The organism is Bradyrhizobium sp. STM 3557 (assembly GCF_045571465.1).
GTDB lineage: Bacteria > Pseudomonadota > Alphaproteobacteria > Rhizobiales > Xanthobacteraceae > Bradyrhizobium.
The window spans coordinates 4,881,381-4,895,788 of the sequence record NZ_CP120697.1 but is presented as its reverse complement, the minus strand read 5'-3'; the positions used below and the strand labels follow the sequence as shown (position 1 = coordinate 4,895,788).

Here is a 14,408-nt window from a genome sequence, read left to right as displayed (position 1 = left end):
TGAAAAAATCGCGCGACGCTTCAGGATTTTTTGGGCCAGAACGGCTGCGCCTGCGCGAGTTCGGGCGGATAAACGGTGACAGGCACGCCCGATTGCCATTGCACAATGACGACGCCGGCGCCGACGCGGCGGCCCTTCTCGTCGAATTTGAGCTCGCCGCCGGGATAGTATCTGGCCGGCCCGGCATCCATGGTGCGGAAGGCCTGTGCGACGGCGTTGCGGTCGGCCTTGCCGGCCTTCTCCAGCGCTTCCTTCATCAGCCACATGTCGCCATAGGTCGAGATGACGTTCTGCGTCATCCATGGCTCCTTGTATTTGGCCTTCAGCTCGGCGATGAGGTCCTCATGCCCCTTCGAGCCCCAATTGGCGACGATGGTCATGATTCCCTGCACGGTTTCGGGGCTTACGCTCTGGAGCATGTCCGGTTCGGCGATGGTGATGCTGAAGGAGACGGTCGGGATCTTGCCCTGGCCGAGGCCGAACTCGCTGATCTTCTCCAGCCCAAGCTTGGCGTCCGACACCGCATTCGGCATGAACAGCAAGAGATCAGGCTTTGCGGAGCGAACCTTCTGGATCAGTGGCGTGGCGTCTGACAGCGGCGGGGTCCACACTTCCTCGACGACGAGCTGCAGGCCTTCCTGCGCGAACAGCTTCTCCTTCAGCGCCTTGGCAGTGGCGACGGACGTCGCCGTGTTGTCCATCAGCATCGCGACGGTCTTCGGCTTCTTGCCTGACGCGTTCTCGGCTAGCTTCATCAGCGTTGGCAGGCCGAGCTCGGACTGGCGGCTTGCGGTTGCGGCGGTCTGGAAGATGTACTTGAAGCCGCGATCGGTCAGCAGGTCCGAGTAGGACAGCGTCAGCATCGGCAGCTCGGCACGCTCGGTGACCTCGGTCACCGCAAGCGTGAACGAGGAGAGATATGCGCCGGTGGCCGCCACGAGATCAGGCTCCTGCGCCACCATGCGCTGCGCGGCATTCTTGGCCTTCTCGGTGGTGTCGCCGCAATCGATCACGACCAGCTTCAGCTTGGCGCCTCCGAGCGATTTGATACCGCCTTGCGCGTTGATGTGATCGATGCCCAGCTCGGCACCCATCCTCATCACCTGACCTGGCCGGGTATAGATGCCCGATAGCGGTACGATCAGCCCGACCTTGATCTCCGCCGGCGCCTGCGCGCGTGCCATCCGCGACAGGCCGACGGCTGCGGCGCCCGACAACACCGTGCGGCGCGTCAATCCCCTGGATGGCTTCTTCATCTTGTTTTCTCCCTGCGCTTTTTGTTCTCTTTGTCTGTCACATGCCGAGATAGGCCTTGCGCACGCGGTCGTCGGCGCGCAGCGTCTCATTATTGCCGTCGAGCACGACACGTCCGGCCTCGAGGACATAGCCGTGGTCGGCCGTTTCCAACGCCTCTGCGACGCGCTGCTCGACCAGCAGCATGGCCAGCCCGGACTGACGGCGGATCTCGATCAGCCGCTCGAAGATGAAGTCCGCGGTCGACGGCGCGAGCCCCATCGAAGGCTCGTCCAGCATCAGCAGCTTTGGCGAGGAGGCGAGCCCGCGACCGATCGCGAGCATCTGCTGTTGGCCGCCGGACATCGTGCCGGCGAACTGATTGCGGCGTTCCTTCAACACTGGCAGCCACGCGAAGATGCGTTCGATATTGGCTTGCCAGTCGCGCCGGCCGCTCGCGGTCATCGCGCCCATTTCCAAGTTCTCCATCACGGTCAGTGACGGAAACACCTGGCGGCCCTCGGGGACGTGGGCGATGCCGAGATGGGCGCGCAGCGGCGGGGGCACAGCGAGGAGATCGGCGCCTTCGAACGAAATTCTCCCGCCGCTCGGTTTCACGATGCCGGAGATCGTCTTGAACAGGGTGGTCTTGCCGGCACCGTTGGGGCCGACGATCGCCACGAACTGGCCTGCTTCGACATTGATCGACACGTCGTTCAGAACGGGCCTCGCCGAATAGCCCGCGCTCAATCCCTCAATGCGGAGCATGGGCCACCCACTTCTTGCCGAGATAGGCCTCGATCACACGGCTGTCGTGGGTCACCACCTCTGGATCGCCTTCGGTGATGACGGCGCCGTGGTCGAGCACGAGGAAGCTGTCGACGAGCCGGACCATCGCCTGCATGGTGTGCTCGATGATGGCTATGGTCATGCCATCGCGCGCGAGCTGCTGGATCACGGCGACGACCTCGTCCGCCTCGCCATGGCCGAGGCCGGCGAGCGTCTCGTCGAGGAGCAGGACGCGAGGTTGCCCGGCGAGTGCGCGGGCAAGCTCCATCAGCCGCAACTCCTTGGTCGAGAGTTCGCCGGCAACACGATCGGCCATGGCGGAGAGTCCGACGCGGGCGACCGCATCGGTTGCCAGCTTGCGCGCCTCCTCGTCGGACCGCGCGCGCACATAGGCGCCGACCACGACGTTGTCGAGGATCGACATGCGCAGGAACGGCCGCATGACCTGGAAGGTGCGGCCGACACCTGCCTTGCAGATCGTGTGCGGCCGCTCGCCGGACATGTCGCGGCCGTCGATCAGGACCTCGCCCTGGCTCGGTTTCAGGAAGCCGTTGAGGAGATTGAATAGCGTGGTCTTGCCGGCGCCGTTCGGCCCGATAATGCCAAGGATCTCGTTCTGGTGGAGCGTGAAACTGACATCCTGCACAGCCTTGAGGCCGCCGAACGAGCGCGAGAGATTGCGGACCTCGAGCACGACCTCGCCGGTCGCGGCGCGCCGCCGTGATGTGGGCTTCAGCGGCGGGACGCTGATAGTGGCGGCTCCGGGGACATCGGCGGCGAGGTCCAGTTTGGACGCGCGCTTGCGCAGGAGATCCCGCAGTTTCCAGAACAGTCCCTCCGGCGCGACGAGAATGACGCAGACGATGGCGAAGCCGAAGATCACGCCCTGAATGCCGGGGAAGCGCGCGCCGGCTTCGGCGTGCAGGATCTCGGCGAGCGGGATCAGGATCACCGCGCCGATGACCGGCCCCCACACCGTGCCGACGCCGCCGAACATCGCGACCGTCAGCGCCTGCGCCGACACCAGCATGCCGAACACGGATTGTGGCGTCACGACCAGCAGCACCTGCGCGTAGAACGCGCCGATGGCGGCAGCGATCGTACCGCTCAGCGTGATCGCGCGCAGCTTCCAGGCCAGCGTGTCGATGCCGGCGGCTTCGGCCGCGGCTTCGTTCTGCTTGATCGCAAGCAGCGCCATGCCGAATCGGGAGCGCTCGATGACGAGCGTCAGCACGATGATGACGAGCATGATCACCAGCGCAAGCAGGGTGTAGAGATGCGGATCGGAGAACTGCATATAGGCGATCGGCGCGTCGCGCTTGATCGGCAGCGTTACTTCCTGAAAGCCGAGCCACTCGAAGACGTAGAGAATGGCGAGCGGATAGGCGAGCATCGCCAGGGCGAAGTAGTGGCCCTGCAGGCGGAAGGTCGGAAACCCGATCAGCAGCCCGGCAATGCCGCCGAGCATCGCTGCGAGCGGGATCAGGAGCCAGGGCGAGAGATCGAAATAGATCTGGCCAAGCGCGGTCGTATAGGCGCCAATGCCGAAGAAGGCCGCGTGGCCGAACGAGATCAGCCCGGTGTAGCCGCTGAGCAGGTTCCAGGACAGGCCGAACACCGCCCAGACCGGCACCAGCGTCAGGATGAGCTGGTAATAGGAGTTGGTGACGCTGAGCGATACCACTGCATAGGCGAGCGTAAAGAGCAGGGGAGGCAGCAGCGAGCGCATGGAGAGCATGGTCATGTCCTCTCGACCATGCGCCCGAAGAAGCCTTGCGGGCGGAAGAAGATGATGAGCAGGAAGACGACGAAGATCGCTGCGTTTTGCAGTTGCGTCGGCAGGATCAGCGTCGACATCTGCTGCACGAGGCCGATCGTCATGCCGCCCCAGAAGGCGCCGATGATGCTGCCCATGCCGCCGAGCACGACGCCGGCGTACATGACGATGACATATTCGAGGCCGACGAAAGGATGGAACGGATAGTTGGTGGCGAGCAGACCGCCGGCAATCGCCGTGATGCCGCAGCCCAGCGCGAAGGCGGTGCGGTGCGCGCGATCGACGTCGATGCCCATATAGGTCGCGGCGGTCGGATTGTCCGCGGCGGCGCGCAGCGACTTGCCGATCCGCGTCCGCGTGATCAGGAGCGAGAGCAGCGCCATGATCGCCAGCGACACGATCGCATCGATGCTGCGCGCCTTGTTGAGGAAGATGCTCATGTCGAAGAAGGGACCGACCTCCCAGGCCGAGCTCGACAATGGCGTGCGGATCGAGGCCAGCACCGATCCGAAAATGATGAGGCCGCCGTTCTGGAGGATCAGCGCGATGCCGAGCGTGAGGATGAGCTGCGCGTAGTGGCCTTCGCCTTCGAGCGAGGCGGTGCGCGTGCCCGACACGTGGGAGATCAGGGCGAGATGAACGAGATAGCCGAAGACGGCGAGCGCAGGCCCGGCCAGCAGGATCGCAACGAACGGCCCCACCGTATTTCCGAAGAGCGCCTGGACGCCCGCTGCGGTGAAGAGATAGAACGCGACATACATGCCGAGCATCATGAAATCGCCATGGGCGAAGTTGATGACCCGCATGACACCGAAGATCAGGCCGAGACCGACGCACATCAGGCCATAGACGGCACCGATCAAAAGGCCGGCCGCGAGGGCTTGCAGAAATCCCTCCATCAGCGGCGTCTCCATGACGCGCTCATGCCGGCTTTCGGGCGATCTTTCGCTGATGGTCGCGTCAGGCTGGCATCCCGGTCGAGCATGTCTCCCCCATATCTTCTGAACTTATTATGACGCCGATCGCGAAGCTCGCTCCGGCTTGTCCAAACGGCACTGCGTTGCGATGACGCTGGCATCGCCAAGCCGTTCGCAGCCATCGATCAGTTGCGCGAGCCTGTCCGCGCGGTCTTCTCCGATGGTACGGCCAGCAGCAGCTCGAAAGCGCGTACGAATGTCTGCAGGCGTCGCGGCGATGACATCGGGCAGGGCGTGCCGGATCGTTCGGCCGTCGCTTAGATGCACCATCACGTCCGCGCCCTGCTTGCCTGGGAACGCGGCTGTGAAGGCGTCGTCTGCGGTGAGATCGGTAACTGAGACCAGGCGCAGGATGTCGGCATCATCAAGCCGTGCGTAGTTCTGCTCCTGGATCTCGCCTTTCGCCAGAGTCGCCGCGACACTGAACGGAATGCTCATCTTGGCCTGGAGGGCATTGCGATAGGGCCCTGTGGAGTCGCAGCCGGGATAACGAATGGCTGCCTCGGGGGCGCGAATGATGATCCGATCGATCTCGTGCGCGTCAGCGAGCTCGTGCGCGACGCGAAGCGCAGCCTGTGCTGCGGTCTGGGCGAAATTGCAGGCCGGGACTGGCTTGTTGTAAACGGCCATGATCTCGCTCTCGCCATCCGGAAAGAGCACGATCTTTTCGGGAGCGGCTTGGCGCCGATAGGCGGCGAAAAGGCCGGCTTCGCCCTCGAGGATCGTCTCCGAGCCGAAGGCGCCGGCCGCGGCAAGACCAACCGCCCTGATCGCATTGCTAGCCGCGAACCCCGGATGAAAATACATGTCCGAGCCACCGGCATGCGCCCACTCGTTGAGACCGCTGGAGGTGTTGGCTGCAATGGCGATCGCGCTGGTTGCCGCGTCCTCGGACAGGCCGAGCGCGAAACTTCCCGCCAGTGCCGCGCCCAATGGGGCGACCAGCCCGGTCGGGCGGTAGAGGCGCGCGAGATCGGAGGTGAGCAGCGCGCGGCCGATCCGCGCGCCCGTCTCGTAACCGATGATGGCGGCAGCGAGCAGCCTTCTCCCATGTATCGGCGTTTGCTCCGACAAGGCCAGCAGGGTCGGCCAGATCACCACGCCGTGGTGGCTGATACTGGCTGCATGCATGTCCTCCCGCACGAGGCCGTGCCCCATCACGGCGTTGGCAAAAGCGGCGTCGGCCGATGAGGACAGTCGCGGAGTGCCGATGATCGTCGCGCTGCCGCAGGCCTGCGCGATCGCAACCGCCTGCCGGCTCCAGGGATGATTGCCTGCCTCGAAGGCGCAGGAGAGAAAATCGAGCAGGCAGATCTTCGCTTTGGCGACCACATCGGGACCGAAATCGCCAAGATCGAGGGCAAGCGCGCTCTGCGCTAACAGGCGCGAGAGCGAGACCCTGCCGGATCTGGTCGGGCCGATCGTCATCGCAATCGAGGCTCCTTCACGGCTCGCGGGATCAGCCGCGCATCTGCACCCCGGCCCATTCCTCGACGACCTTGGCGATCGAGGTGAAATCCGACGCTGGGCCGTATTTGGCATTGGTGATGGCGAGCATCTGTCGCACCACTGCGCCACAGACCATCGGCACGCCCATCGCCTCGGCCTCGTCTACGCACAGCCGGACATCCTTGTAGGACAGGCCGGTCGCGAAGCCGAAGTCGAAGGTGCCGGGCAACACTGAGCGGGGAAATTTATCTTCGGAGGCGCTGTTACGGCCGCTGCTCGCATTGATGATGTCGATCAGCACCTTGGCGTTGACGCCGCCCTTGACGCCCATCGCGACCGCTTCTGACGTGATCACCAGGGCGGCGGCCGCCATCAGATTGTTGGCGAGTTTGGCGGTCTGCGCCACGCCGGGCTTATCGCCGGTGTAGAACAGCTTGCCGAAGTTCTTCAGGATCGGCTGGACGGTCTCGTAGGTTGCCTGCGGGCAGGACACCATGACCGCCAAGGTGCCATTGATGGCGCCCTTGATGCCGCCGCTCACGGGTGCATCGACCAGCGTCATTCCCTTGGCTCTCAGGCCGTCCGCAACCACCTTCGCTGCGCCGGGACCGGTGGTCGACAGATCGATCACGATCTTGGCGCGGCTGCCGCTGCTAATGCCGTCCGTCCCGAGCGCGACCGCCTTCACGATATCGGGGGTGGGCAGGCTGGCGAGCACGATGTCGGCGCGGGAGGCTACATCCGCCGGCGATTTAGCCATTTGCGCGCCGCGCTTGATCAGTGGCTCGGTGGCCTCGGCTAACGTGTCATGGACGACGAGCGAATAGCCCGCGTCTATCAATCGTCCCGCCATGGGACCGCCCATGCGGCCCGTGCCGATCACGCCGAGCGTCTCTCCCGCCATCGTTCACTCCCTGTCGCGCCATCCCTGAACGGGGGCGTCTTCTTGTCTCTGTTCGTCCGTCTCAATCGGACGATCCTTGCTTTCGATCGATATCGTTGATTCCAGTCGTCAAGCGTCAAGATTGTTATGATTGTCAGACAAGCTGTCAAGCATAACATTCTGGTCGACAGCTTGCCACCCGTCGGCATAAGGTTCGCGAAAACGAGGACGACGCCCGAGTGCCGAAAGATCGAACTTCAGGTGTGAGCAGGACGCTTGCCGACTTCGTCGCTGCCTCGTGCTGGGCCGACGTGGAAGCGCAGAGCCATGAGGCGCAGCGATCGATCCTCAATTTCTTCGCGACCGCGCTCGGTTCCGCACACGATCCGGTGGTCGCAGCCGCGCTGCGGACCTTGTCACCATTCAGTGGAGCTGCGACCGCGACGATTGTTGGCCGCCCGGAGCGGCTGGACGCATTGTCCGCGTCGTTCCTCAATGCCATCTCGGCCAATCTGCTCGACTTCGACGATACGCATCCCGAAACGATCATTCACCCGGCCGCGCCGGTCGCCGCTCCGGTGCTCGCGGTCGCAGAGACGCACCGGTTATCGGGACGCGATGTGCTGACAGCGTTCGTCCTGGGCGTCGAGGTCGAATGCCGCATCGGCAAGGCCGTCTCGCCGCAGCATTACGCGCGCGGCTGGCACATCACTTCGACCTGCGGGATCTTTGGCGCGGCTGCAGCAAGTGCCAAATTGTTGGGACTCTCGGCGCAAGCGATTGCAAACGCGATCGGGATCGCGGCGAGCCAGTCGGCCGGCAACGTCGAGAACCTGCCGAGCGCGGCCAAGAATGTCAGTGTCGGCAATGCGGCGCGGGGCGGGCTGTTCGCGGCCTTGCTTGCGCAGCAGGGCTATGACGCCGCGCCCCGTGCCATCGAAGGTCCGCTCGGCTGGGCTCGCACAATGGGAGATGAACTCGATCTTGCCCGTCTGCACGATGGCCTCGGTGAGAGCTGGGAGATCGCTGAGAATACCTACAAGCCCTATCCGGCCGGCATTGTCTTCCATGCGGTCATCGACGCCTGCCTCCTGTTGCGTGAGCGGATCGGCGGACGCGTCGACCGGATCGAGCAGGTGTCCGTGCAGGGCTCGGCGCTGCTGCTTGCCCGGGGCGACCGAGCTGTCAACAACGAGCGTGATGCGCGCGTCAGCATCCATCATTGCGCTGCCTGCGGATTGCTCGTCGGCGCAGCCGGCGTTGCTGAACTTTCGGCAGAGGCTATGAGCCGACCGGATATCGTAGCGTTGCGGCAGAAGGTGCGGGCGGAGCTCGACGGCGAGATGCGTGATGGCGCCGCGCGAGTTACCTTGCGCCTGTCCTCCGGAGACGTTCTCACGGAGACCGTCATCTCGCCGCGCGGCAGCCTTGCCGCGCCGCTTGAAGACCGCGACATCGAGGCCAAGCTGCGCGAAGGCGTGCAGACCGGCCGAAGCAACTGGGATGCGGATCGCGTCATTGAGGCGGTCTGGCGGCTCGACGCAATCGATGACGTCGCCGATCTCCTGCAATCGTTGCGAGCGTCGCCGGAGGCGCGTCCAACGGCCTCCAGCCGCCTCCTCCAGACATAATCTCAAGACCTGAAAGGACGATCATGAGCAAGACCGAACTGTTCGAAAAGGGCCTCAAGGTCCGCAAGGAAGTGCTGGGTGAGGATTACGTCAACAAGTCGATCGCTGGCGCCGACGAGTTCACGCGCACGATGGCGGAGTGGTCGACCGAATTCTGCTGGGGTGCGCTGTGGACGCGTCCCGGAGTCGATCGGCGCACGCGCTCGATCGTCAACCTCGCGATGCTCGGTGCGCTGAACCGGCCCCACGAATTGAAGCTGCACGTCAAGGGCGCCTTGAAGAACGGGCTTACCAAGGAGGAGATCAAGGAGATACTGCTCCAGGTCGCGGTTTACTGCGGCGTTCCCGCCGGGATCGATGCGTTTCGCAATGCACGCGAAGCCTTCAACGAAGTCGACAAGGACTCCTGACGACGGGGGAATCATGGCAGACCCGGACTATGAGCTGTTTGCGATCCGCTATGCAACGCGCGATGCGCAGCGAAGCGAGCACTTCATCGGCGGCGATCCGCATGACGGGCCAATGCCGATGGATTACTTCGTGTGGCTTGCCAGGGGAGGCGGCCGCACCTTCGTCATCGACACCGGCTTCAACGCCGAGATCGCGAAGAACCGCAGGCGGACATTCCTGCGCTGCCCGGTGGAGACGCTTGCCGCGTTCGACATCGACGCAGCCGCCATTGAGGATGTGATCCTCACGCACTTGCATTACGATCACGCTGGCAATTTCGACCGGTTCCCGAATGCGCGATTCCACCTTCAGGAGCGCGAGCTTACGTACGCGACCGGACGCTACATGCAGTATCCACGGCTATCGCATTCGTTCGAGGTCGAGGACGTCTGCGGCATCGTCCGGCTGAACTACGCGCGCCGAGTGCTGTTCTACGATAGCGACGCCGAGATTGCCCCAGGATTGACCGTCCATGCGGCGGGCGGACATTCGGCCGGTCTCCAGTTCGTCCGCGTTAGGACAAGGCGGGGCTTTGTCGTGCTCGCCTCCGATGTCAGTCATTTCTATGAGAACATGACGAGCGAGCGCCCATTCACCACCGCATTCCATGTCGGTGATATGCTGGTGGGCTTCGACAGACTAAGGGCCGCCGCACCGGACGAGGATCACATCATTCCCGGCCATGATCCGCTGGTCATGAAGCTCTATCCGGCGCCAAATCCCGGGCTGGAGGGCATTGCCGTTCGTCTTGATGTGCCGCCGTCCAATGCAAACGCGAGTTGATCCGACTGGCAGCGCGCGGCGAAGGCGGCGCGCCTTCATTGCCAGGTGGCTGGCGCGTCTCGCGCGGCTGCGGGCGACGAATCTTTGGCCGCTGCTTTCGTTGCGATCAGGTTAGGTCATGAGCGCCGACCGGAGCTTTGCCGACAGCTCAGCCTTTTCTCTGCGTGCTGACAGCGCCGTCTCCATGTCGACCTTGACGAACTTCACTGGCGTATTTGGCTGCAGCTGGCCGATCAGGTCCATGTCCGCGGAGATGACTGTGCCGACCATGAAGTAGCCGCCGCCCGAGACAGCGTCACGATGCAGCACGATCGGCTCGGTACCACCGGGCACCTGGATCGAGCCATAGGGATAGCAGGCATCGGTGATGTTGGAGGGATCGGAGCCCGCGCCGAATGGCGGCTGGCGTGGCACGAAGTCGAGCGGCTTGCCGCCTCTGAAGCGGTAGCCGATCCGGTCGGCTTCCGGCGCGACTTTCCAGGTGTCGGTGAAGAAGCCGATACCCGCCGCCTCGGTGATGCGATGCCAATACAGGCCAGGCATCACGCGCAACTCGGTCGGCGTGCCCGCAGGCAAGCCGCGCAGATCGTCTGCGACCGTACGGCCTTCATCGACTGTTGTTGTCGGCGTGCCGACCGGCAGCTCGTCGCTGGCCTCGAGCTTGCGGCCCTTGAAGCCGCCGAGCGCACCGAGCGCATAGGTCGAGCGCGAGCCGAGCACCACCGGCACATCGATGCCGCCGGCTACCGCGATATAGGCCCGCGCGCCCTTCTTGAGGAAATCGAACGCCAGCTTCTGCCCTGCCTTCACCTTGAAGGACGACCAGGTTTGCTGCGGCTGGCCGTCGAGCTTCGGCGGAAGCTCGGCGCCGGTCACCGCAACCAGCGCGTCCTCGGCGAATTCCAGCTCCGGTCCCATGAACACGGCTTCGAGCACCGCGGCGCCTTCCGGGTTGCCGACCAACAGGTTGGCGGCTGCGAGCGCGTGCCGGTCCATGCCGCCGGAAAGGGGAATGCCGATGTGGTAGTAGCCCGGACGTCCGAGATCCTGGACAGTCGTCGCCAGCCCCGGCTTCAGTACCTTAATGGCCATGGAGAACCCCCTCCAGCTTGCGATTGTAACCGTCGATGTCGCGATTGAATTCAGCGAGCGAGAACGAGACATCGCGGATGATCGGAGCAAAGCGGCCGGCGTCGACATCGGCGACGGCTGCATCATAGGCGGCGCGATCGATCGGCTTCCATTTGACGATGTCGCCCGGCTTGAACAGGCACATGAAATCCCGGAGATAGCTGATGGTCTGGCTGGGGTCGTAGATCGGCATCGGCGTGACGCCGTACATCTGATAGCCACCGGCGCCGCGCACCGAATAGATGCAGCTGAAGCAGCCGCCATGGCCGATCGTGAGCTTCGGCGTGTCGGTGCGCGGGCGAAGATATTTCGGCGCCTGGATCTGCCGCTGGCGCTCGACCATCTGGTAGAGGAATGGCAGGCCCGCGACGAAGCCGACCATCGAGACGAACCACGGGGCGCTCGAATGCGCTTTGATGAAGCCATCGACGCCGTCGAGATTGTTGATGCGCGCCGAATATTCGAGATCCGTGCTCGTCGGGTCCTGATGCCGCTCGCGGAAGCGCATCAGGGTCTCATACGTCCAGGGGTCGTTATAGAGCACGGGGATCTCGATGATCCGGGTCGCGATCACGGGCTCGGACTTGTCAGCGGCTACATCCATCTCCTTCAGTTCGGTGAGCAGATCATCAGGCTTGATCACGTCGGGATCGAATTTCACCTGATAAGAGGCGTTGGCCGGACAGATCTCGGTGACGCCTTTGATCTTGGCTTCACGCACCGCATTGGTGATGAAGAGGCTCTTGAAGAATGCCTCCAGCGACATCGCTTCGTCGACCTCGGCGAAGATGTGCTCGTCGCCGCCGAAGGAAAATCTGGTTTGCATGGGGATCACTGGCCTCCTGTTGCGGACGGGGCGGATTTTGCAGATGTTGCGGTCGCGAGGCGTGCGGCATTGACCTCCAGCCAGGGCTCGAGCCAGCCGGTATGAAACCGCGCAGCCTGCACGTCGGCGTCGCGCGCAAGGGCCTGATGCAGCGGCTTGGTGGTCACCAGACCGCCGATTGTGAGCTCCGACAGCGCCTGTGCGAGTCGCCGGATCGCGCTGGCCCGGTCCTCATCATGGACGATCATCTTGCCGAGCAGACTGTCGTAGAATGGCGGCACCGTGTAGCCGGGATAGAGCATGCTGTCGAAACGCACGCCATTGCCGCCGGGGACGGCGAGCGCTGTGATGGTCCCGGGGTTCGGCATGAAGTTCTTCGCCGGGTCTTCGGCATTGATGCGGACCTCGATCGAATGGCCGCGCAACTGCATTTGATCCTGGCGGATGCGCAGGCGCTCTCCGCCGGCGATGCGGATCATTTCGCGCACAAGGTCGATGCCGGTGACCATCTCGGTCACGGGGTGCTCCACCTGGATGCGGGTGTTCATCTCCAGGAAGTAGAATTCACCGCTGCGATCGTCATAGAGATATTCGAGCGTGCCGGCGCCGCGGTAATGCACGGACCTGGCGAGCGCGACGGCGGAGGCGCACAGTCTGTCGCGAACGGAAGGAGTCAGGGACGGCGAGGGCGCTTCCTCCCAGACCTTCTGGCGGCGGCGCTGCAGCGAGCATTCGCGCTCGAAGCAGTGGATGACATCATGTCCATCGCCCAGCACCTGCACCTCGATGTGCCGCGCGCCCTCGACGAGTTTCTCGATATAGAGTCCGCCGTCGCCGAAGGCCGCGAGCGCTTCGGCCTGAGCCTGCGGCATCAGATGATGGAATTCCTCGGCCGAGCGCGCGACGCGGATGCCGCGGCCGCCACCACCGGCCGCAGCCTTGATCATGACCGGAAAGCCGATTGTCTCGACCAGTGCAAACGTCGCCTCCGCCGATGTCAGCCGGCCACGGCTGCCCGGGACGGTGGGCACGTTGGCCGCCGCTGCCGCTTCGCGCGCCGCGACCTTGTCGCCCATCAAGCGGATCGAGCGCGCCGTGGGCCCGACGAACACGAGTCCGGCCTCCTCGACGGCCGATGCGAACTCGGCATTCTCGGCGAGAAAGCCGTAGCCGGGGTGGATCGCGTCGGCGCCCGTCGCCTTGGCCGCTTCGAGGATCGCATGCCGGTTGAGATAGGATTTCGAAGCCTGCGCCGGCCCGATCTCGATGCGCTCGTCAGCGAGCCGCACCGCAAGCGACTCGCTATCGGCCTTGCTATAGACCTGCACGGTGGCAATGCCGAGCTCGTGGGCAGCGCGGATGATGCGCACCGCGATCTCGCCGCGATTGGCTATGAGAAGCTTATGGATCGTCATAGATCGACCTGGCGCCTCACACCTCGATTTCCGCGATCGGCTGGCCGGCCATGACGGCGTCCTCGTTCTCGGCCAGGAATCGCAAGAGCTTGCCAGCCGCGCCGGCCTTGACCTCGTTGAACGACTTCATAACCTCGATCAGGCCGATCGTGTCGGTTTCCACGATGATGTCACCATCATTCTTGTAAGCCGGCTTGTCGGGCGCCGGCTTGCGATAGAAAATCCCGGGCAGGGGCGAAAAGATCTGCTGGATGGCCATCACGTCCTCGTCGTTGAATGTCTTGCTCTGTTGTTAGCGAGCCGGCAGGTAAGCGCCGACAGCTTCTCGCACGGCTTGCGTGATCGCGACCGCATTCGGCGTGTCGGAATGCACGCAGATGGAGTCGGATCCCACCGCCACGTCGTTGCCGGCGATCGTCCGTGTCTTGCCATCGGTGATGGCGCGCAGGCAACGCGATGCGGCGTCGGCCGGGTCCTTGGCATCATGCTCGCGGGTCACGATCAGCGAACCGTCCTGGTTGTAGTCGAGATCGGCATAGTATTCGGCGACGAAGGCGTGGCCGCGGCGTTGATAGATCGTCTCGTGCAGCGTTCCCTTCATCCCGAACAACGGCACCTTGTAGACATCGGCTGCATCGGCAACAGCTTCCGCGATGTCCTCCATCCGCGAGGCCATGCCATAAAGCGAGCCGTGCGGCTTGATGTGATTGAGGACCATGCCTTCCGCATCCAGGAACGCTTTGAGCGCGCCGACCTGGTAGAGAATGCAGTTGGTCATCTCCTCGCGGCCGATCTTCATCTCGCGGCGGCCAAAGCCCTGCAGATCGGGCAGGGACGGGTGCGCGCCTATCTTGACGCCGTATTTCTTCGCCAATTGGACGGTCTTGCGCATGTGATTGAAATCGGAGCCGTGAAACCCACAGGCGACGTTGGCGACGTCGATCAAGGGCATCAGGCTGTCGTCATCGCCGAGCTTGTAGATGCTGAAAGCTTCGCCCATGTCGCAGTTGATAGTGACCATTCCCGTCGTTCTCCCGGTGTTCCGGCTTCTTGCTCATCACGGT

The 14,408-nt window shown here is 63.8% G+C and carries 14 protein-coding genes; 3 read left to right on the top strand and 11 right to left on the bottom strand.

The annotated features are described in order from the left end of the window. Positions 1-20: 20 nt before the first annotated feature. The 6 genes from P6U24_RS22455 to P6U24_RS22430 form a co-directional block, all read right to left on the bottom strand. Entirely contained in the window at positions 21-1,256 is a 1,236-nt protein-coding gene (locus P6U24_RS22455) for an ABC transporter substrate-binding protein (RefSeq protein WP_407154679.1), read from the bottom strand. A gap of 37 nt (positions 1,257-1,293) precedes the next feature. After that, positions 1,294-2,001, bottom strand: a complete 708-nt coding sequence (locus tag P6U24_RS22450) for an ABC transporter ATP-binding protein (protein WP_407154678.1) — start codon at positions 1,999-2,001, stop codon at positions 1,294-1,296. After that, positions 1,988-3,766, bottom strand: coding sequence for an ABC transporter permease subunit (locus P6U24_RS22445; RefSeq protein WP_407154677.1), 1,779 nt, complete (start codon positions 3,764-3,766; stop codon positions 1,988-1,990). The genes P6U24_RS22450 and P6U24_RS22445 overlap by 14 nt, the downstream gene beginning before the upstream one ends. Continuing rightward, positions 3,763-4,698 (bottom strand): branched-chain amino acid ABC transporter permease, encoded by a 936-nt coding sequence (locus P6U24_RS22440; RefSeq protein WP_407160551.1) that lies wholly within the window; start codon positions 4,696-4,698, stop codon positions 3,763-3,765. The genes P6U24_RS22445 and P6U24_RS22440 overlap by 4 nt, the downstream gene beginning before the upstream one ends. A gap of 111 nt (positions 4,699-4,809) precedes the next feature. Further along, entirely contained in the window at positions 4,810-6,204 is a 1,395-nt protein-coding gene (locus tag P6U24_RS22435; protein ID WP_407154676.1) for an MmgE/PrpD family protein, read from the bottom strand. A gap of 31 nt (positions 6,205-6,235) precedes the next feature. Further along, a complete protein-coding gene (locus P6U24_RS22430) occupies positions 6,236-7,129 on the bottom strand; it encodes an NAD(P)-dependent oxidoreductase (protein ID WP_407154675.1) in 894 nt (297 codons plus the stop codon). A gap of 242 nt (positions 7,130-7,371) precedes the next feature. Between P6U24_RS22430 and P6U24_RS22425 the strand changes: the two genes are divergently transcribed. From P6U24_RS22425 to P6U24_RS22415, 3 genes are read left to right on the top strand one after another with little or no spacing between them, the layout of a single operon-like run. Then, the gene (locus P6U24_RS22425) at positions 7,372-8,739 is read left to right on the top strand and encodes an MmgE/PrpD family protein (protein ID WP_407154674.1); all 1,368 of its coding nucleotides are present in this window, start codon (positions 7,372-7,374) and stop codon (positions 8,737-8,739) included. 23 nt (positions 8,740-8,762) lie between these two features. After that, positions 8,763-9,149: a carboxymuconolactone decarboxylase family protein gene (locus P6U24_RS22420; protein ID WP_407154673.1), complete on the top strand. Its 387-nt coding sequence runs from the start codon at positions 8,763-8,765 to the stop codon at positions 9,147-9,149. 13 nt (positions 9,150-9,162) lie between these two features. Beyond that, positions 9,163-9,972, top strand: coding sequence for an N-acyl homoserine lactonase family protein (locus P6U24_RS22415; protein WP_407154672.1), 810 nt, complete (start codon positions 9,163-9,165; stop codon positions 9,970-9,972). A gap of 111 nt (positions 9,973-10,083) precedes the next feature. Here P6U24_RS22415 and P6U24_RS22410 read toward each other — a convergent pair whose 3' ends face one another. From P6U24_RS22410 to pxpA, 5 genes are read right to left on the bottom strand one after another with little or no spacing between them, the layout of a single operon-like run. Beyond that, a complete protein-coding gene (locus P6U24_RS22410; protein ID WP_407154671.1) occupies positions 10,084-11,064 on the bottom strand; it encodes a biotin-dependent carboxyltransferase family protein in 981 nt (326 codons plus the stop codon). Beyond that, complete coding sequence (locus P6U24_RS22405; protein WP_407154670.1) at positions 11,054-11,929, bottom strand: 5-oxoprolinase subunit B family protein; 876 nt, start codon at positions 11,927-11,929, stop codon at positions 11,054-11,056. Before P6U24_RS22405 ends, P6U24_RS22410 begins: the two co-directional genes overlap by 11 nt. A 5-nt stretch (positions 11,930-11,934) precedes the next feature. After that, positions 11,935-13,344 (bottom strand): acetyl-CoA carboxylase biotin carboxylase subunit, encoded by a 1,410-nt coding sequence (locus P6U24_RS22400; protein ID WP_407154669.1) that lies wholly within the window; start codon positions 13,342-13,344, stop codon positions 11,935-11,937. Positions 13,345-13,360: 16 nt separating this feature from the next. Then, positions 13,361-13,603 carry an acetyl-CoA carboxylase gene (locus tag P6U24_RS22395; protein WP_407154668.1) on the bottom strand — a complete coding sequence of 81 codons (243 nt, stop codon included), beginning with the start codon at positions 13,601-13,603 and terminating at the stop codon, positions 13,361-13,363. A gap of 33 nt (positions 13,604-13,636) precedes the next feature. Further along, a complete protein-coding gene (gene pxpA / locus P6U24_RS22390; protein ID WP_407154667.1) occupies positions 13,637-14,365 on the bottom strand; it encodes a 5-oxoprolinase subunit PxpA in 729 nt (242 codons plus the stop codon). Positions 14,366-14,408 lie beyond the last annotated feature (43 nt).